At 68.6% G+C, this 18777-nt stretch carries 19 protein-coding genes; 5 read left to right on the top strand and 14 right to left on the bottom strand.

Annotation, left to right across the window (positions count from 1 at the left end):
* Positions 1 to 61: 61 nt before the first annotated feature.
* Positions 62 to 766: a TadE family protein gene (locus N5K27_RS16950; protein ID WP_279817688.1), complete on the top strand. Its 705-nt coding sequence runs from the start codon at positions 62 to 64 to the stop codon at positions 764 to 766.
* Between the two features lie 64 nt (positions 767 to 830).
* On the opposite strand, the gene ftsB is transcribed toward N5K27_RS16950, so the two are convergent.
* From ftsB to N5K27_RS16985, 7 genes are all read right to left on the bottom strand, one after another.
* A complete protein-coding gene (ftsB, locus tag N5K27_RS16955; RefSeq protein WP_087839434.1) occupies positions 831 to 1178 on the bottom strand; it encodes a cell division protein FtsB in 348 nt (115 codons plus the stop codon).
* A 49-nt stretch (positions 1179 to 1227) separates the two neighbouring features.
* Positions 1228 to 2511, bottom strand: a complete 1284-nt coding sequence (gene eno / locus N5K27_RS16960; protein ID WP_087839433.1) for a phosphopyruvate hydratase — start codon at positions 2509 to 2511, stop codon at positions 1228 to 1230.
* A 22-nt stretch (positions 2512 to 2533) separates the two neighbouring features.
* On the bottom strand, positions 2534 to 3421 hold the full coding sequence (kdsA, locus tag N5K27_RS16965; RefSeq protein WP_087839432.1) for a 3-deoxy-8-phosphooctulonate synthase: 888 nt from the start codon (positions 3419 to 3421) through the stop codon (positions 2534 to 2536).
* Positions 3422 to 3437: 16 nt separating this feature from the next.
* On the bottom strand, positions 3438 to 5096 hold the full coding sequence (locus tag N5K27_RS16970; protein ID WP_087839431.1) for a CTP synthase: 1659 nt from the start codon (positions 5094 to 5096) through the stop codon (positions 3438 to 3440).
* A gap of 199 nt (positions 5097 to 5295) precedes the next feature.
* A complete protein-coding gene (locus N5K27_RS16975) occupies positions 5296 to 5970 on the bottom strand; it encodes a hypothetical protein (protein WP_132980019.1) in 675 nt (224 codons plus the stop codon).
* The gene (locus tag N5K27_RS16980) at positions 5954 to 6616 is read right to left on the bottom strand and encodes a 3-oxoacid CoA-transferase subunit B (protein ID WP_087839429.1); all 663 of its coding nucleotides are present in this window, start codon (positions 6614 to 6616) and stop codon (positions 5954 to 5956) included. The genes N5K27_RS16975 and N5K27_RS16980 overlap by 17 nt, the downstream gene beginning before the upstream one ends.
* Before the next feature lie 46 nt (positions 6617 to 6662).
* The gene (locus tag N5K27_RS16985; protein ID WP_124689058.1) at positions 6663 to 7355 is read right to left on the bottom strand and encodes a CoA transferase subunit A; all 693 of its coding nucleotides are present in this window, start codon (positions 7353 to 7355) and stop codon (positions 6663 to 6665) included.
* A 159-nt stretch (positions 7356 to 7514) separates the two neighbouring features.
* Here N5K27_RS16985 and N5K27_RS16990 point away from each other — a divergent pair, with 159 nt between their 5' ends.
* Positions 7515 to 9143: an electron transfer flavoprotein-ubiquinone oxidoreductase gene (locus N5K27_RS16990; protein WP_087839546.1), complete on the top strand. Its 1629-nt coding sequence runs from the start codon at positions 7515 to 7517 to the stop codon at positions 9141 to 9143.
* A gap of 11 nt (positions 9144 to 9154) precedes the next feature.
* Here N5K27_RS16990 and N5K27_RS16995 read toward each other — a convergent pair whose 3' ends face one another.
* The 4 genes from N5K27_RS16995 to N5K27_RS17010 are packed head-to-tail and all read right to left on the bottom strand — an operon-like array spanning position 9155 to position 12614.
* Positions 9155 to 9976 (bottom strand): heme ABC transporter ATP-binding protein, encoded by an 822-nt coding sequence (locus N5K27_RS16995; RefSeq protein WP_207958656.1) that lies wholly within the window; start codon positions 9974 to 9976, stop codon positions 9155 to 9157.
* Positions 9973 to 11079: an iron ABC transporter permease gene (locus N5K27_RS17000; RefSeq protein ID WP_087839427.1), complete on the bottom strand. Its 1107-nt coding sequence runs from the start codon at positions 11077 to 11079 to the stop codon at positions 9973 to 9975. Before N5K27_RS17000 ends, N5K27_RS16995 begins: the two co-directional genes overlap by 4 nt.
* A gap of 13 nt (positions 11080 to 11092) precedes the next feature.
* Complete coding sequence (locus N5K27_RS17005) at positions 11093 to 11986, bottom strand: ABC transporter substrate-binding protein (protein WP_243724560.1); 894 nt, start codon at positions 11984 to 11986, stop codon at positions 11093 to 11095.
* Positions 11987 to 11999: 13 nt separating this feature from the next.
* Positions 12000 to 12614, bottom strand: coding sequence for a biliverdin-producing heme oxygenase (locus N5K27_RS17010; RefSeq protein WP_279817697.1), 615 nt, complete (start codon positions 12612 to 12614; stop codon positions 12000 to 12002).
* 251 nt (positions 12615 to 12865) lie between these two features.
* Here N5K27_RS17010 and N5K27_RS17015 point away from each other — a divergent pair, with 251 nt between their 5' ends.
* Positions 12866 to 15043, top strand: a complete 2178-nt coding sequence (locus N5K27_RS17015) for a malate synthase G (protein ID WP_087839424.1) — start codon at positions 12866 to 12868, stop codon at positions 15041 to 15043.
* A gap of 77 nt (positions 15044 to 15120) precedes the next feature.
* Here the strand turns inward: N5K27_RS17015 and N5K27_RS17020 are convergent, their stop codons facing one another.
* Complete coding sequence (locus tag N5K27_RS17020; protein WP_132980018.1) at positions 15121 to 15765, bottom strand: peroxiredoxin-like family protein; 645 nt, start codon at positions 15763 to 15765, stop codon at positions 15121 to 15123.
* A 120-nt stretch (positions 15766 to 15885) separates the two neighbouring features.
* Here N5K27_RS17020 and N5K27_RS17025 point away from each other — a divergent pair, with 120 nt between their 5' ends.
* Together N5K27_RS17025 and N5K27_RS17030 are read left to right on the top strand one after the other, a co-directional pair.
* Complete coding sequence (locus tag N5K27_RS17025) at positions 15886 to 16899, top strand: tripartite tricarboxylate transporter substrate binding protein (protein WP_087839422.1); 1014 nt, start codon at positions 15886 to 15888, stop codon at positions 16897 to 16899.
* Between the two features lie 14 nt (positions 16900 to 16913).
* The gene (locus N5K27_RS17030) at positions 16914 to 17903 is read left to right on the top strand and encodes a 2-dehydropantoate 2-reductase (RefSeq protein ID WP_279817701.1); all 990 of its coding nucleotides are present in this window, start codon (positions 16914 to 16916) and stop codon (positions 17901 to 17903) included.
* On the opposite strand, the gene N5K27_RS17035 is transcribed toward N5K27_RS17030, so the two are convergent.
* A complete protein-coding gene (locus N5K27_RS17035) occupies positions 17893 to 18468 on the bottom strand; it encodes an NUDIX hydrolase (protein WP_132980015.1) in 576 nt (191 codons plus the stop codon). The two genes, N5K27_RS17030 and N5K27_RS17035, sit on opposite strands and share 11 nt — an antisense overlap.
* On the bottom strand, positions 18465 to 18777 hold a 313-nt coding region (locus tag N5K27_RS17040; RefSeq protein WP_279817703.1), incomplete at its 5' end, for a DUF2818 family protein. The genes N5K27_RS17040 and N5K27_RS17035, both read right to left, overlap by 4 nt.

An 18777-nucleotide genomic window follows, 5' to 3' on the forward strand; every position in this document is an offset into this window, starting at 1 on the left:
CCACAATCGACGTGCCGGCCGCGCGCAGGCACGCTGGAGGGCCCGCAATGACCCTCCGCCCATGCCTTCCCTGCTTTCCCAGCGCGGCGCCGCCATGGCCGAATTCACGGTCGTCGCCATCCCCCTGCTATTGACGGGCCTGGGGGCCTTCGAAACGGGCCGCTGGCTGCTGACACGCCAGGCCGTCGGCTATGCCATGTTCGAGGCCGCCCGGGCCGGAACGGCGGCGCATGCCGATCCGGCCGCCATGGCCCAGGCTTTCGAACGCGCCCTGTCCCCCGCCTTGGGCACCCCCGCCCTGGCCAGTCCGGGCGACCAGTCGGCCGCGGCAAGGGCACGCATGGCGGGCTGGGCCCGCCATCATGGCCTGCCGATGGCGCGGATCGAACAACTCAGCCCGACTGCCGCCAGCTTCCAGGACTTCCCGACCGGACGCGCGGCGGGACCGCGCGAACTCGACTACGACTATCAGCGCCTGCACCACGACACCGTCTACTTTTCGCGCTACCGCGGCGGCATCGGCCCACGCTCGGGCCAGACGCTGTTCGACGCGAATACGCTCGTGCTCCGGCTGACCTACCTGCACGCCCCCTACCTGCCGGGCATGCGCGCGCTGCTGCGGTCGCTGGCGAACGCTTCGGAAACCGATGATTACGTCAGGCGGGCCCGCGCCGCGGGGCTGCTGGTGATACGCCGCGAGATCGCCATGCCCATGCAGTCGGCGGCACGCGAGCACGGCAGGAACCGGGACATCCTGGCGCCGTAGGGTCTGTTCCCGCTAAAGGCCGCTCGCACAGGCCGGGAATGGGCCCTGTGAATGGTCCCTGGCGTCAGCGCCGGTCGGGTGTGGAAGCCGCCGGCCGGGCGGCCGGCTGGGCGGCGCTGGCCGGCACGGTGCCGGCCGGCGGGGTGTCGACGATCTGCACGAAGGCCTCGTTCTGGCGCAGCATGCCGAGCTCGTAGCGGGCCCGCTCCTCGATGGCGTCGGTCCCGCTCTTCAGGTCGCGCACTTCGGCGTCGAGCGCGACGTTGCGCGTGCGCAGCTCGTCATTGGTATGGCGCTGGGCGTCGAGCTGGCGCTCGAGTTCCCAGGTGCGCAACCAACCGCCCTTGCCCAGCCAGAGCGGATACTGGATCAGCACCAGCAACAGGGCGATTATCAGCGTGAGCAGGCGCATGGAGGCTCTTCCGTGGACCGCGCCGCACAAGGCGGCGCGGCCGCGCGCATCAGCGCAGGTTGTAGAAAGCCTCGCGGCCGGGGTAGTGGGCGACGTCGCCCAGGTCTTCCTCGATCCGCAGCAGCTGGTTGTACTTGGCCATGCGGTCCGAGCGCGACATCGAGCCGGTCTTGATCTGCAGCGCGTTGGTGGCGACGGCGATGTCGGCGATGGTCGTATCCTCGGTCTCGCCCGAGCGATGCGACACCACGGCCGTGTAGCCGGCACGCTTGGCCATCTCGATCGCCGCGAAAGTCTCCGTCAACGTGCCGATCTGGTTGATCTTGATCAGGATCGAGTTGGCGATGCGCTGCTCGATGCCGCGCTTGAGGATGCTGGTGTTGGTGACGAACAGGTCGTCGCCCACCAGTTGCACCTTCTTGCCCAGTTGCTCGGTCAGGTACTTCCAGCCGTCCCAGTCGTTCTCGGCCATGCCGTCCTCGATCGAGACGATGGGGTACTTGTCGCACCAGGTGGCCAGCATGTGGGTCAGTTCCTGGGCGCTCAGGGTCACGCCCTCGCCTTCCAGGTGGTACTTGCCGTCGCGGAAGAATTCCGAGCTGGCGCAGTCCAGGCCCAGGGCGATCTGGCTGCCGGGCTCGTAGCCGGCCTTCTCGATGGCCTGCAGCACGAGCTGGATGGCCGCCTCGTGGTTCTCGACGTTGGGAGCGAAGCCGCCCTCGTCGCCCACCGCGGTGGACATGCCCTTGTCATGGATGAGTTTCTTCAGCGCGTGGAACACCTCGGCGCCCATGCGCAGCGATTCGCGGAAGCTGCTGGCGCCCACCGGCAGGATCATGAATTCCTGCATGTCGAGGTTGTTGTTGGCGTGCGCGCCCCCGTTGATGACGTTCATCATCGGGACGGGCATGCTCATCGCGCCGCTGCCGCCGAAGTAGCGGTACAGGGGCAGGCTGCATTCCTCGGCGGCGGCCTTGGCCACGGCCATGCTGACGGCCAGCATGGCGTTGGCGCCCAGGCGCTCCTTGTTCTCGGTGCCGTCCAGTTCGATCAGCGTGCGGTCCAGGAACGCCTGCTCCTGCGCATCCAGGCCCATCAGCGCTTCGGCGATCTCGGTGTTGACGTTCTCGACGGCCTTGAGCACGCCCTTGCCCAGGTAGCGCGACTTGTCGCCGTCGCGCAGCTCGATGGCTTCGCGCGCGCCGGTGGACGCGCCCGACGGCACGGCGGCGCGGCCCATCGCGCCCGATTCCAGCAGCACGTCGCACTCCACGGTGGGATTGCCGCGGGAGTCGATGATCTCGCGCCCGATGATGTCTACGATTGCGCTCATAGGAGTCCAGTCTCTAGAAAAGTTATTGGAAATCGTTTTCGAGGAACCCGTGACGCTTGGTCACGCGGTCGAGTTCTATCAGCGATGCCAGCAGGTCGCCCATGCGCGCCAGCGGCACGGCGTTGGGCCCGTCGGACTTGGCATGCGCCGGATCCGGGTGCGTTTCCATGAACAGGCCCGACACGCCCACGGCCACCGCCGCCCGCGCCAGCACCGGCACGAATTCGCGCTGCCCGCCGGACGTCGTGCCCTGCCCGCCGGGCAGTTGCACCGAATGCGTGGCGTCGAACACGACGGGGCAATCCGTCTCGCGCATGATAGCGAGCGAGCGCATGTCCGACACGAGATTGTTGTAGCCAAACGATGCACCGCGTTCGCAGACCAGGATGTTGCCGCCGTCGCCGCCGGCCTCGATGGCGGCTTCGCGGGCCTTGGCCACGACATTGACCATGTCGTGCGGCGCCAGGAACTGGCCCTTCTTGATGTTGACGGGCTTGAGCGTGGCGGCGCAGGCGCGGATGAAATCGGTCTGCCGGCACAGGAAAGCCGGCGTCTGCAGCATGTCCACCACGTCGGCCACGGGACGGGCCTGTTCGGTTTCATGCACGTCGGTCAGCACCGGCACGCCCACCTGGGCCTTCACCTCGGACAGCACCTTCAGCCCGAAATCCATGCCCATGCCGCGGAACGACTTGCTCGAGCTGCGGTTGGCCTTGTCGAACGAACTCTTGTAGATGAAGGGGATGCCGAGCTTGCCGGTCAGCTCCTTCAGGACGCCGGCCGTGTCGATCGCCATTTGCTGCGATTCGATCACGCAGGGTCCGGCGATCAGGAAGAACGGCCTGGCGAGGCCGATCTCGAAGCCGCAGATCGGGTAGCTGCGGGTCGAGGCGTGCGGGTCTTGGCTCATGGTGACCTCCAGGCGCTCAGCCCTGCTCCGCCGCCACGCGCTGCAGCTTGTGCTTGCGCGCCGCGCGGATGTAGGCCGAGAACAACGGATGGCCGTCGCGCGGCGTGGACGTGAATTCGGGGTGGAACTGCACGCCCATGAACCACGGATGATTGGGCAATTCCATCATTTCCGGCAGGCTCTCGGTGGGCGTGCGCGCGCTGATGACCATGCCGGCCTCTTCCAGCTTGGGCACGTACACGTTGTTCACCTCGTAGCGGTGGCGGTGGCGCTCGTTCACCTCGTCGCCGTAGATGTCGTGCGCCATGGTGCCGGCCTTGACCGGGCAGCGCTGCGCACCCTTGCGCATGGTGCCGCCCAGGTCGGACGTGTTGGAACGGCGCTCGACGCGGCCCTCGCGGTCCATCCACTCGGTGATCAGCGCGACCACGGGATGCAGGGTGTCCGGATCGAATTCCGTGCTGTTGGCGCCGACCAGGCCGGCCACGTGGCGGGCGAACTCGATGACCGCAAGCTGCATGCCCAGGCAGATGCCCAGGTAGGGCACGCCGTTCTCGCGGGCATAGCGGATCGCCTGGATCTTGCCCTCGGTCCCGCGCTTGCCGAAGCCGCCGGGCACCAGGATCGCATCGAACTTGCTCAGCTTGCCCACGCCTTCGCTCTCTATCTCCTCGGAGTCGATGTAGTCGACCACCACCTTGCAGCGGGTATGGATGCCGGCGTGCACCAGCGCTTCGGTCAACGACTTGTACGACTCGGTCAGGTCGACGTACTTGCCGACCATCGCGATGTGGACCTCGCCCTCGGGGTTCTCGCGGGCATGGACCAGTTGATCCCACATGGACAGGTCGGCCGGCTCGGGCTGCAACCCCAGCGTTTCGCAGACCAACTCATCCAGCCCCTGCTTGTGCAGCATGGCGGGGATCTTGTAGATGGAGTCGACGTCCCAGACCGAGATGACCGCGTCCAGCGGCACGTTCGAGAACATCGAGATCTTGGCGCGCTCGTCGTCCGGGATGGGGCGGTCGGCACGGCACAGCAGCGCATGCGGGTAGATGCCGATCTCGCGCAGCTTCTGCACCGAATGCTGCGTGGGCTTGGTCTTGAGTTCGCCGGCCGAGGCGATGAAGGGCACCAGCGTCAGGTGCACGAAGGCCGCGCCGCCGCGCCCCAGGCGCAGGCTCATCTGGCGGGCGGCTTCCAGGAAGGGCAGCGACTCGATGTCGCCCACCGTGCCGCCGATCTCGACGATGGCGACGTCGGTCTCGCCATCCCAGGCCGCCGACGCGCCGCGCGCGATGAAATCCTGGATCTCGTTGGTGATGTGGGGGATGACCTGCACGGTCTTGCCCAGGTAGTCGCCCCGGCGTTCCTTGCGCAGCACCGATTCGTAGATCTGGCCGGTGGTGAAGTTGTTCACCTTGCGCATGCGCGCCGAGATGAAGCGCTCGTAGTGGCCCAGGTCCAGGTCGGTCTCGGCGCCGTCTTCCGTGACGAAGACCTCGCCGTGCTGGAACGGGCTCATCGTGCCGGGATCAACGTTGATGTAGGGATCGAGCTTGAGGAGGGTGACTTTGAGGCCGCGCGATTCGAGGATAGCGGCCAGAGACGCGGCGGCAATGCCTTTCCCCAGGGAAGACACCACGCCACCGGTAACGAATACGTACTTGGTCATTGCCAATGGCGCCCGGTTTTTGCCGAGCGCTTGCGGGAAATTGGAATTATAGCGGGAGTTGCGAAAGCCCGCGATCCGGACACGGGTAACCTTTGGCGACAAAAAGACATAGAGCCCCCCCTACGCGCTTACGCGCGCCCCCCAGGGGGCGGCGCTGGCGGACCGGCGGAGCCGGATCCGCGGCGCCCTGGGTCTACCCCTAATACAACACGAGCGTATCCAGGGCGGGGCGGTCGCCTTCGAGGGTGCCGGTCTGGGAGGTTTCGGCGAAGAAGACCTGGCCGTCGTAGCGGCCGACGGCGTCGCGGGTGGTGCCGGTTTCGTAGTCCACGCGCGACTCTTCGGCGCGGCCGGTGCGGGCGAACAGGGTCAGTTGGCGCAGCGATTGCAGCCACCAGCGGCGCGCGGCGCGGTCGTAGGACAGGGTCAGTTCGGCCGAGGTGGATATCTCTTCCGCCTTGGAGACGCTGCGGTCCGTGACGACGACGCGCTGCTGGCGTATGGCCAGCTCCAGATTGCGGTCGGCGGGCAGGTCCACGCCGCAGGTGGCGCACGGCAGGACGAAGCCCCAGCCCGTGGCCTGGAAACCCTGGGGGCTTCTAGCCCCGATCAGCAGCGCCCGCCGCCCTTCGGCGTTGCGGTAGACCTGCGCGACGCCCTGCCCGTCCAGGCCGAGGTCCCCTTGCACTTCGCGCTCGAGCGTGAATCCGTCCGGAACGAAGGCCTCGGGCCGCGAGGCGACGGCGGGAATGGCCAGCGCCGCCGGGATGTAAGGCCCGCCAGCCTCGGCGTGCGCGGAAGCGGCCAGGGCCGACAACACCACGCTCAGGACGGCCCGCCGGGCCGTCCCGCCCCACTCAGACCGACGCGGCAACGGCGGAGGTATCCAGCTTGGCCGCGGTCTTCTCGACCACTTCCTGCACCGTGACGCCGGGCGCCAGTTCGACCAGCCTGAGCCCCTGCGGCGTGACGTCCAGCACCGCCAGGTCGGTGATGATGCGGTCCACCACGCCCACGCCGGTCAGCGGCAGCGTGCACGCCGGCAGGATCTTCAGATCCACCGTGCCGTCCTTCTTGCGGGCCACGTGCTCCATCAGGATCACCACCCGCCCGACGCCGGCCACGAGGTCCATGGCGCCGCCCATGCCCTTGATCATCTTGCCCGGGATCATCCAGTTGGCCAGGTCGCCCTGCTCGGACACCTGCATCGCCCCCAGGATGGCCAGGTTGATCTTGCCGCCGCGGATCATGCCGAACGAGTCCGACGACGAGAAGATGGACGAACCCGGCAATGTGGTCACCGTCTGCTTGCCGGCGTTGATCAGGTCGGGATCGACCTCGTCCTCGGTGGGAAACGGCCCGATGCCCAGCAGCCCGTTCTCGGACTGCAGCCAGACCTCCAGCCCCTCGGGCACGTGATTGGCCACCAGCGTCGGCAGCCCGATGCCCAGGTTCACGTAGAAACCATCCTGCAACTCACGCGCCGCCCGCGCGGCCATCTCATCGCGAGTCCATGCCATGTCATCTCTCCTTGATATCCGTCGACCCAGAGCGCCGTGGATCCGGCTACCTTACCGTCCGTTGTTCTATGCGCTTTTCCGGGGTCGCGTTCAGGACCAGGCGGTGCACATAGATACCGGGCAGGTGGATGTGGTCCGGATCCAGCTCGCCGTTCTCGACGATGCGCTCGACCTCGGCCACCGTGACCTTGCCGGCCATCGCGGCGTTGGGGTTGAAGTTGCGGGCGGTCTTGTTGAAGATCAGGTTGCCGCTCTTGTCGGCCACCAGGGCCTTGACCAGCGCCACGTCGGGCACCAGCGAGCGTTCCATGACGTATTTCTTGCCGTCGAACTCGCGGATTTCCTTGCCTTCGGCCACCTGGGTGCCCACGCCCGTGGCGGTGAAGAAGGCCGGGATGCCGGCGCCGCCGGCGCGCAGCTTCTCGGCCAGCGTGCCCTGCGGCGTGAACTCCACTTCCAGCTCGCCCGCCAGGTACTGGCGCTCGAACTCCTTGTTTTCGCCGACGTACGAGGAAATCATCTTGCGGATCTGCCGCGTTTCCAGCAGCAGGCCGAGTCCGGCGCCATCGATGCCCGCGTTGTTGCTGATGCAGGTCAGGTTCTTGACACCGGTGTCGCGCAGCGCCGCGATCAGGGCTTCGGGTATGCCGCACAGGCCGAAACCGCCGACCGCCAGGGTCTGCCCGTCCCGCACGATGTCCGCTAGCGCTTCCCGGGCGCTGGCATAGACCTTGTTCATCGTCTTCCTCGCTAACGTGGTGGCCAACGGCCGTGATCGCTTGAAATACAATCGGGGATGATACTTCTAACTATCTTAGCTTAGCGGCGACACCGCCGGTTCCGCACCCCCACCCCACCCGGAGGAACCCTGTACATGCAAGGCAACGAACGCGAGTCGATGGAATACGACGTGGTCATCGTCGGGGGCGGGCCGGCCGGCCTGGCCACCGCGATCCGCCTCAAGCAGCTTGCTGCCGAGAAAGGCCGCGAAATCGGAGTCTGCATACTGGAGAAAGGCAGCGAGATCGGCGCCCACATCCTGTCCGGGGCCGTCATGGACCCGCGCGCGCTGACCGAGCTGATCCCCGACTGGAAGGCCAAGGGCGCGCCGCTGAACACCCCGGTCAGCGAAGACCGCTTCCTGTTCCTGTCCGAGACCGGCGCCCGCGCCACGCCGGGCTGGCTGCTGCCTGCCTGTTTCCACAACGAAGGCAACTACGTGGTCAGCCTGGGCAAGGTGGCCCGCTGGCTGGGCGAGCAGGCCGAGGCCCTGGGCGTGGACCTCTTCCCCGGCTTTGCCGCCGCCGAGATCCTCTACAACGAGGACGGCTCGGTCAAGGGCGTGGCCACGGGCGACATGGGCGTGGGTCGGGACGGCCAGCCCACCGACCAGTACCAGCCGGGCATGGAGCTGCATGCCCGCTACACGGTCTTCGCCGAAGGCTCGCGCGGCCACCTGGGCCGCCAGCTGAACGAGAAGCTCAAGCTCGATGCCGGCAAGGACCCGCAAAGCTACGGCATCGGCATCAAGGAACTCTGGGAGATCGACCCCGCCAGGCACCAGCCCGGGCTGGTCATCCATACCGCCGGCTGGCCGCTGGACGCCGATACCTACGGCGGCTCGTTCCTGTACCACCTCGAGGACAACAAGGTCGCCATCGGCCTGATCGTGGGCCTGGACTACAGCAACCCGTGGCTGTCGCCCTTCGAGGAGTTCCAGCGCTTCAAGACCCATCCCGCCATCCGCGGCTTCCTGGAAGGCGGCAAGCGCATCGCCTACGGCGCGCGCTCCATCACCGCCGGCGGCCTGCTGTCCCTGCCCCGCCTGGCCTTCCCGGGCGGCGCGCTGGTCGGCTGCGAGGCCGGTTTCCTGAACGCCTCGCGCATCAAGGGCAGCCACGCGGCCATCAAGAGCGGCATGCTGGCGGCCGAGGCCGCGTTCGAGGCCATCGAGGCGGGCCGCAGCCACGACGAGCTGGCCAGCTATCCGGCCGCCTTCGAGGCCTCCTGGCTGCACGAGGAACTGAACAAGTCGCGCAACTTCAAGCAGTGGTTCAAGAAGGGCCGCACGGTCGGCACGCTGATGACCGGCATCGAACAGTGGCTGCTGCGCGGCAACTTTCCCTGGACGCTGCATCGCGACAAGCCCGACCACGTCTACCTGAAGCCCGCCGCGGAATGCCCGCGCATCGAATATCCCAAGCCCGATGGCAAGCTGACCTTCGACCGGCTGGGTTCGGTGTTCATCTCGAACACCAACCATGAGGAAAACGAGCCCATCCACCTGACGCTCAAGGACCCCTCGGTTCCGGTCGACGTCAACCTCGCGCGCTATGCCGGCCCGGAAAGCCGCTACTGCCCGGCCGGCGTCTACGAATTCGTGAAGGACGACGCCGGCATCGAACGCCTGCAGATCAACGCCCAGAACTGCGTCCACTGCAAGACCTGCGACATCAAGGACCCCACGCAGAACATCGTGTGGGTGACGCCGCAGGGGGGCGAAGGGCCGGTCTACAACGAGATGTGATGGCGGCGGCCTCAGGCCGGGCCGTGCAGCGGCCGGGTCGCCACCAGGAAGTCCTCGTCCGCCAGCCAGTGCGCCGCGTCGACGGCGAAGCACCGGCGCACGAAGTCGCGCGTCAGCACCGCGCGCGGCTCGCCGTCGGCCAGCACCCGCCCTTCCCACAGCGCCACGATGCGGTCGGCATACTGCGCCGCCAGGTTCATGTCGTGCATGGTCACGATCACCGCCGCGCCGGTGCGATGCGCGAAATCGCGGATCGCCGTGCACACCGAGTGCTGGTGATGCGGATCCAGGCTGGCGCACGGCTCGTCCAGCAGCAATAGCCTTCCGGTGCCCGAGCCGGTTTCGCCGGGCCAGATCTGCGCCAGGACCCGGGCCAGGTGCACGCGCGCCTGCTCTCCGCCCGACAGCGCCGGCATGGGCCGCTGGGCCAGGTGCGTCACCCCGGCCGCCTCCAGCGCCGCGCGGACGATGCCTTCGAGCCGCCTGCGCGGCTCGGTGCGCGCCAGACATCCCAGGTGCACGACCTCGTCGACCGTAAACGGCAGGCTCAGCCCGGCCCGCTGGGGCAGCACCGCCCGCTGCCGGGCCAGCTCGCCGGCCGCCCACTGCCGCAGCGGCCGTCCCTTGAACAACACCTCGCCCGCTGCCGGCCCCAGGTCGCCCGCCATGGTCGACAGCAGCGTGGACTTCCCTGCCCCGTTCGGGCCGATCAGCATCACGATCTCGCCTTCGCCCACGGCGCAATCGATGCCGTCGAGCACCACGCGCGGATGCGGCTGGCCGGCCTGGCGACGCGCGACCGTCAATGAACGCACTTCCAGCATGTTCGTCATCCTTCGAACATCCTGCCCTTGGCCCGCAGCAGCAGGAACAGGAAGAACGGCGCCCCGATCAGCGCGGTCAGCACGCCTATGGGCAGTTCGGCCGGCGCGATGATCAGGCGGGCGACCAGGTCGGCGGCCACCGTCAACGCGGCGCCCAGCAGCGCGGCGCCGGGCAGCACGACGCGCGCGTCCGGGCCCGCCATCAGGCGTATGCAGTGGGGCGCGACCAGGCCCAGGAAGCCGATGATGCCGCAGAAGGCCACCGCCATGCCCACCGCCAGCGCGCTGAACACCACCGCCAGCGCCTTCAGGCTTTCCACGGCCACGCCCAGGTGGCGGGCCTCGGCCTCGCCCAGCGCCATCGCGTTGAGTCCGAGGCGCAGCCGCCACATGCCCGCCAGCGCCACGGCGCCGACCAGCGACACCACGCCCACGATGGGCCAGGTGGCGGGCGCCAGGCTGCCCAGGTTCCAGAAGGTCAGGTTGCGCAGTTGCTCGTCGGTCGCCATGTAGCTGGCCAGCCCAATGAGCGCCATGGCAATGGCGTTCATGGCGATCCCCGCCAGCAGCATGGCGGCCACGGATACGCCCAGCGACGTGCGGCCGATCCGGTAGACCAGCAAGGTGGTCAGCACGCCCCCGGCGAAGGCGGCGACCGGCAACAGCGCCAGTCCCATCGCCTGGGCCAGCGCGGGCCACCACAGGTTGCCGAACACGATGGCCAGCGCGACCGCCAGCGCCGCGCCGCTGGATACCCCGATCAGGCCCGGGTCGGCCAGCGGATTGCGGAACAGGCCTTGCAGCGTCGCCCCCGCCATGCCCAACAGCGCGCCCACCGCCACGCCCAGCATCACGCGCGGCAGGCGTATGGTCCACAGCACGCCCATCTGCTGGGGCTCGAACCCGCCCTGGGCCAGGCCCGCCTTGTGCAGCAGGATGGCCAGCACGTTGGACGCCGAGATGGGATAGGCGCCACGGCCGGCGGCCACCACCACCAGCGCCACCAGCAGCGCGGCCAGGACCGGGAACAGCCAGGCGGCCGGCATGCGGCCCGCACGCGCGCGGGCCCAGCCCGACGGCGGCGCGGCGGTCTCCACGCGGGAAACAGTCATTGCCGCACCGCCCTCATGCGCGCAGCGCGCCATACAGGTCCTCGACCGCCTGCGGCAGGCGCGGACCGAATCCCAGCAGCAGCACGATATCGATCAGGACCGCGCGCTGGTTCCTGCCGGCGGGCGTCATCGCCAGGCCCGGCGTGGCCAGCAGCCGCGCCCGGGCATCCGGCTCCTGGGTGCCGTCGAAGGTGCCGACGATGGCATCGGGCGCCGCGCCGGCCAGCGACTCGGCCGACAGCGGCTTGTAGTTGGCGAAGTCGCCGCCGAACACGTTGACCGCGCCCACCAGCCTGAGCATCGCGTCGGCGCCCGTGTCCCGGCCGGCCGCCATGGTATTGGCGCCATGCCGCATCAGGCACGCCACGCGCAGCGGCCGGCCGCCCGGCCCGCGCAGCGGGGCGGCCGCGATGCGCGCCTGCAATGCCTGCCAGCGCAGCGCCAGCCTGTCGGCCAGCGCCTTGCCCTCGGCCTGCCGGCCCAGCGCGGCCGCCACGGTACCGATGCGTCCCAGCACGCCTTCGAAGGTGTAGTCGCCGTCGACGTGCACCACCCTGACCCCCGCCGACTCGATCTGCCTGAGCACGGCAGGCGGCCCCGCTTCCTGCCCTGCCAGCAGCACCTGCGGCCCCAGTGACAGCACGCCCTCGGCCGACAGCGTGCGCTGGTAGCCGACCTTGGGCAGCGCCAGGGCCTGGGGCGGATAGAGGCTGCTGGTATCGACCGCCAACAATTGGGGTTGGCCACCCAGCGCGTAGACGATCTCGGTCACGCCGGCTCCCACCGACACCACGCGCGGCCCCTGGGCCCGCGGCTGGGCGGCGCGCGCCGGAGCCAGGGCTCCCAGCAGGAGACCGGCCGGCAGCGCCGCCAGCAAAGACCGGCGGCGCTGCGTCATTGTGGACATCGACATCATTCCCTCACGCGAGCGACGGCTCGCCCTTCAGATCATAGCTGCGCGCCAGCAGCACCGCGAAGCGCTCGAAGGCCGCGCTGGCCCCGGCCACCACCCGGTCCTGCTCGCCCGCGGACAGGCCGCTGCCGTCCAGCGCCTGGACGAAGCGCTTCCACGCCGCCCCGCGTCCGTCGGACGGCGCCGCGAGGTTGCGGGCGCCGAAGTTCTCGTCCAGCCCCAGCCGCTGGCCCGCCTCCTTGAGCAGGAAGGCCGCGCCCAGCTTGGAGCCCTCGGACACGTACAGCCAGCCCAGGCCCTCGGGCAATGCCATGCCCTGGCCTTGCGGCGCCTCGGCGGCCTCGGGCACGGCCTGGCCCAGGTCCCGCAGATCGGCCTGGGCCGCCGCGAGCCGCGGCCGCGTCGCCAGGTCCGGGATCAGCGCCGCGTAGGCGCTGTCGTCGTACAGCGGCTCGATGTCGCGCTGGAAAAGATACTGGGCGGCGACGAAGCGGCCGTAGTTCTCCCGGTTGTCGAATGGCTTGAGCGACATCACGAGCTTGTCGAGTTTCTCGTGCAAGGGAGCGGTTTCGGTTTTCAGGCGAAGGGCCAGCGACGACGGAGAGGCGCTTTGGAGCGACATGGATGGATACCTCGGACGGAAATGCAAAGGAGAATCGATCTCAATTACATCGAATTATGCCTGCTCGGCCGGCGTCTGTCTCGTCCCGCGCGTCCCCTTCCCCCGCATTCCCTCTTCCCACGCAAAGCAATTGTGACTCCGGCACACGGTATTCGGGGCCCTGCGCCCGGCTCCTACGTTTATCATCGATACATCCATTGGCGCGGCCCGCGGGGCCGCCAGCACCATCAGGCATAGCCAGGAGAATCTCCATGACGGAACGCACCCATCGCCACGGCCTGCAAGTGGCGAACGAACTCGATCGCTTCATCGAACAGGAAGCCCTGCCCGGCACGGGCCTCGACGGCGATCGCTTCTGGCAAGGCTTCTCGCAGATCGTGCACGATCTCGCGCCCCGGAACCGCGCGCTGCTGGCCGAGCGCGACCGCCTGCAGGCCGAGATCGACAACTGGCACCGCGCCCACCCCGGCCCCGTCACCGACCAGGCTGCCTATCGCGCCTTCCTGGAACGCATCGGCTACCTGCAGCCCCAGCCCGAGCAGGTACGCGTCACCACCGACAACGTCGATACCGAGATCGCCGAACAGGCCGGCCCGCAACTCGTGGTGCCGGTCTCCAACCAGCGCTATGCCCTGAACGCGGCCAACGCGCGCTGGGGCAGCCTGTACGATGCCCTCTACGGCACCGACGCCCTGCCCGAGACCGGCGGCGCCGAACGCGGCTCCGGCTACAACCCGGCGCGCGGCCAGGCCGTCATCGCCCGCGCCCGTGCCTTCCTCGACCAGGCCGCGCCGCTGGCCCAGGGCTCGCATGCAGACGCCACCGACTACTCGGTGCGCGACGGCAGGCTCGTGGTCGCGCTCAAGCAGGGCGAGACCGGCCTGCGCCGGCCGGAACAATTCATCGGCCACCAGGGCCAGGCCCAGGCCCCCTCGGCCGTCCTGCTCAAGAACAACGGCCTGCACTTCGAGATCCAGGTCGACCGCACCAGCCAGATCGGCGCCACCGACGCCGCCGGCGTCAAGGACGTCGTGCTGGAAGCGGCCATCACCACCATCATGGACTGCGAAGACTCCGTCGCCGCGGTCGACACCGAGGACAAGGTCAAGATCTACCGCAACTGGCTGGGCCTGAACAGGGGCGACCTGACCGAGGAAGTCACCAAGAACGGCAAGACCTTCACCCGCCGCCTGAACCCCGACCGCCAATACACCGCCGCCGACGGCTCGACGCTGACCCTGCACGGGCGCTCGCTGATGTTCGTGCGCCACGTCGGCCACCTGATGACCAACCCCGCCGTGCTCGACAAGGACGGCAACGAGATCCCGGAAGGCATCCTGGACGCCGTCGTGGCCACGCTGGCCTCGCTGCCCGACCTGAAGATCCGCCGCAACTCGCGCAAGGGCTCGTTCTACGTGGTCAAGCCCAAGATGCACGGCCCCGCCGAAGTCGCCTTCGCCAGCGAACTGTTCGACCGCGTCGAGGACCTGCTGGGCCTGCCGCGCCACGCGATGAAGATGGGCATCATGGACGAGGAACGCCGCACCAGCGTCAACCTCAAGGCCTGCATCGCGGCCGCCAGCCCCCGCGTGGCCTTCATCAACACCGGCTTCCTGGACCGCACCGGCGACGAAATCCACACCGCCATGGAAGCCGGTCCCATGCTGCGCAAGGGCGACATGAAGGCCTCGGCCTGGATCGCCGCCTACGAGCGCAGCAATGTGCTGATCGGCCTGGACGCCGGCCTGCGCGGCCGCGCCCAGATCGGCAAGGGCATGTGGGCCATGCCGGACCTGATGGCCGCCATGCTGGAACAGAAGATCGCCCATCCCAAGGCGGGCGCCAACACCGCCTGGGTCCCTTCGCCCACCGCCGCCACCCTGCACGCCATGCACTACCACCAGGTGGACGTGCAGGCCGTCCAGCAGGAACTGGAAAAGACCCGGCTCGGAACGGTCAGCCAGGAACTCCTGCAAGGCCTCCTGACCGTCCCCGTCGGCGACCCCGCCGCCTGGTCGCCCGCCGACATCCAGCAGGAACTCGAGAACAACGCGCAAGGCATCCTGGGCTACGTGGTCCGCTGGATCGACCAGGGCGTGGGCTGCTCCAAGGTGCCCGACATCCACAACGTCGGCCTGATGGAAGACCGCGCCACCCTGCGCATCTCCAGCCAGCACATCGCCAACTGGCTGCGCCACGGCATCACCAACGAAGCCCAGGTCCGCGATGTGCTCAAGCGCATGGCCAAGGTGGTCGACCAGCAGAACGCCGGCGATCCGCTGTACGAACCCATGTCCGGCAACGAAGAAACCTCCCTGGCCTTCCAGGCCGCCTCCGCCCTGGTCTTCGAAGGCCGCAGCCAGCCCAACGGCTACACCGAACCGCTGCTGCACGCCTACCGCGCGAAGAAGAAGGCGCAGGCCCGCTAGCCGCTCATCATGCCCACCCCGCGCGGCTCATGTCCGGCCCGCGCGGGGGCAGCCGCCCGGAGCCGGATGCGCCCGCCTCAAGCCCCCTTCCTGGAGGCATCTCCCGCATACTGGTCCACGGCCCCCGCCATCTCCCTAAGCACCTGCTCCATGGACTTCACCCCGTAGGGATAGAAAGCCTTCTTCTCGCCCCGCTTCCACCGCTCCCGCACCTGCGGGTCCCGCAAGTCCCAATCCGGCCGTATCTCCCGCGTCAGCGCCCGCAACTCGCCATGCAGCTCGGCCACCGACGGGCGGCCCCAGTAGTAATAGCCGTTCCAGACCTTGCGTATCTCCAGTCCGGGCGCCAGCAGCAAGGTGTGCGGAATCATCGGTTCATGCTGCGTGTCCGTGTACTCCAGGATGTCCAGCTCATCCCGCACCCGCTTCTGCTCGTCGTACAGAAAGGGATAGTGCGCCCCCAGTTGCTGGCGCAGATTGTTGGTCGTGTGCCAGTCGTCCGTGGTCACCACCACCAACCGGCAGTTGCCCACCACCAGTTGCGGATGGAACCGGGTCAAGGCCTTCAACTGCTCGCGGTCCTTGGGGCAGAAGAACCCGCGGATCAGCACCAGCAGCATGGGGTCGTCCCCCTGCAGCGCCGACAGCGCGCGGGCCGTCTTCGTATGGTCGGGCAGGACATAGTCGGGCAGCACCTGCCCCGCTTCGAGCTTCACCGTCATGATGCACCTCCTATCAAGCCAGGATGGCGCGCGGCAAGTGCCGTGCCCACGCTGTTTTGACGCGCTGCGGGACGGGCACTATTCTTAGCGGGCAACAAGAAACCCATGAGGAGACCCACCATGCCCCACCGCCTCCGCGCCCCCTGCGCGCGCCGCGCCTTCCTCGCACAATGTGCGGCCGCCGCAACGCTCGCCGGCGTCGCGCTCCAGCCCATGGCCCACGCCGCCGACGCCTACCCCTCCAAACCGGTCACCCTGGTCACCTCCTTCTCGGTAGGCAGCGGCCCCGACACCGTGCTGCGCCTGGTGGCCGACCGCCTGGGCAAGGCCTGGGGCCAGCGCGTCGTGGTCGAGAACCGGCCGGGCGGCGCGGGCTTCATCGCCATCGATTCCTTCAAGCGCTCGGCGCCCGACGGCTACTCGCTGCTGCAGCTCGACAGCGAACAGCTCGCCGCCCTGCCCCATCTGTACAAAAGCCGCCAGTACGATCCCGACAAGGTCTTCGACCCGGTCGCCACGCTGTTCATCACGCCCTTCCTGGTTTCCGTCTCGGCCCAATCGCCCTGGAAATCGGTCTCCGACCTCGTCGCGGCCGCCAAGGCCAAGCCCGGCCAGGTCACCTATGGATCCTGGGGCATAGGCAGCCCCGGCCACCTGGGCGGCATCGCCCTGGAAAACGAAGCGAACGTCAGTATGCAGCACGTGCCCTACAAGGAAGTCGGGCAACTGTACGCGGCCGTCAGCACCCAGGAAGTGAACTGGAGCATGGCCACCATTGCCTCCAGCCAGGGCCCCTACCAGGCCGGCAAGCTGCGCTACATCGCCGTCGCGGCCCCCAAGCGCATCCCGCAGATGCCCGACGTGCCCACGGTGGCCGAAAGCGGTGGCCCCGCCAGCCTGGACGTCAATTCCTTCGTCGTGCTGCTGGCGCCCAAGGGCCTGCCGGCGACCATCCGCGACAAGATCAACGCCGACGTCGCCAAGGTCGTGGCCGACCCCGAGATCAAGAAGCGCCTGGATACCTTCGCCTTCCAGACCATCAGTTGGTCGCCCGACGAAATCCACCGCCAGGTCGCGGCCAAGTCCAAGACCTACCAGGGGCTGATCCAGAAGGCCAACGTCACGCTGGAATGACCCGGGGAACGAGCATGAAGGTCTGCATCGTGGGCGCCGGCGCCATCGGCGGCTTCATCGGCGCCCGCCTGGCGGCCACCGGCGCCTGCTCGGTCAGCGCCCTGGCCCGCGGCGCCACGCTCGAGGCGCTGCAATCGCACGGCTGGCGGCTGCGGCAGGAAGGCGGACTCGTCCAGGTCCCGGCCACGGCCAGCGACCGCACCGAGGCCCTCGGTCCGCAGGACCTGGTCGTCGTCGCGGTCAAGGGCCCCGCCCTGGCCGCCGTGGCGGACTGCCTCGCGCCGCTGCTGGGCCCGGACACCGCCGTGCTGCCGGCCATGAACGGCGTGCCCTGGTGGTTCGCGCAAGGCCTCCTGCCGCCGGAACAGGCCCGCCTGTCGACCATCGACCCCGATGGCCGGATCGCGCGCGGCATTCCCCTGGCGCGCGTGATCGGGTGCGTGGTCCACGCCAGCACCTCGACGCCGGAGCCGGGCGTCGTCCAGCATCACATGGGCGGCGGGCTGGTCATCGGCGAACCGGACGGCTCGTCCTCGGAACGGGTCGAGCGCATCGTCGCGCTGCTTGCCCAGGCGGGCTTCGACGCCACCGCCTCGCGGGCCATCCGCCAGGACATCTGGTACAAGCTGTGGGGCAACATGACCATGAATCCGGTCTCGGCCATCACCGGCGCCACGGTCGACCGCATCCTGGACGACCCGCTGGTACGCCGGTTCTGTTCCGACGCCATGGACGAGGCGGCCCGCATCGGCCTCGAACTGGGCTGCGCCATCGACCAGAGCGCCGAGGACCGCCACGCCGTCACGCGCAAGCTCGGCGCCTTCAAGAGTTCCATGCTGCAGGATGCGGAGGCGGGGCGTCCGCTGGAGCTGGACGCCATCGTGGCCGTGGTGCGCGAGCTTGGCCGGAAAGTGGGCGTACCCACGCCCAGCATCGACGCCCTGTTCGGCCTGGCCCGCCTGTACGGCCGGGCGCACGGCCTCTATCCGGACGTTAGCGCGTAGAAGAGGATACGAAGAATGCGCCGATCACCGTCTTGACGTCGGTGACTTCCCCCTGGCGGATCCAGGCAATCAGGTCCTCCAGCGGGGCCGTGAACACTTCCAGGAACTCGTGCTCGTCCAGGCGCTGCTCGCCCCGCTCCAGGCCCTCGGCCAGGAACAGCACGATGCGCTCGTTGGCATAGGCGATGGCGTTATGGATGGTGGTGAGCTCGGTCCACTTGTTGGCCCGATAGCCCGTTTCCTCCAGCAGCTCCCGCTGCGCGGTCGCGAGCGGGGCCTCGCCGGGGTCGATCTTGCCCGCGGGGAATTCGATGAAGGCCCGGTGCATGGGATAGCGGTACTGCCGCACCAGCACCACCTGCCCATCCGGCAGCATGGGCACGATCATGGAGGCGCCCGGATGCATGATGTACTCGCGCGTGGCCGTGGCCCCTCCCGGCAGCCGGACGGTGTCCCGGCGCACGTCCAGCAGCTTGCCGCGGAACACCGCCTCGCTGGTGAGGGGCTCCTCGCGCAGCCGCTCCGAACTGCGCGCCAGTTCTTCCAGTGCTCGATCGTCGCTCATCGGGCGGTCCGTTTGAAAAGATAGCGGTACACGAAGCCGGGATAGGCCAGCACGAGATACAGCGTCAGGGTGATGGCATAGAACTGCCATCCCTGGGGAAACACGTTGCCCAGGCTGGCCTCGAATCCCAGGCCGATGCCGCCGACCACCAGGTACAGCACCAGCACTTCGACCAGCCTCAGCCAGAACGGCTTGCGGGCGGGCGCGCCGTCCCGGCGGAAGGCCACCGCGCCGAACACGCGTTCCGTCAGGAACGGCAGGTTGGCGGTCACCAGGGCCAGCAGGATCAGGACGTAGATGGCGAGGGTC

Source organism: Pigmentiphaga sp. GD03639, from assembly GCF_029845405.1.
GTDB classification, from domain to species: Bacteria; Pseudomonadota; Gammaproteobacteria; order Burkholderiales; family Burkholderiaceae_B; genus Pigmentiphaga; species Pigmentiphaga daeguensis.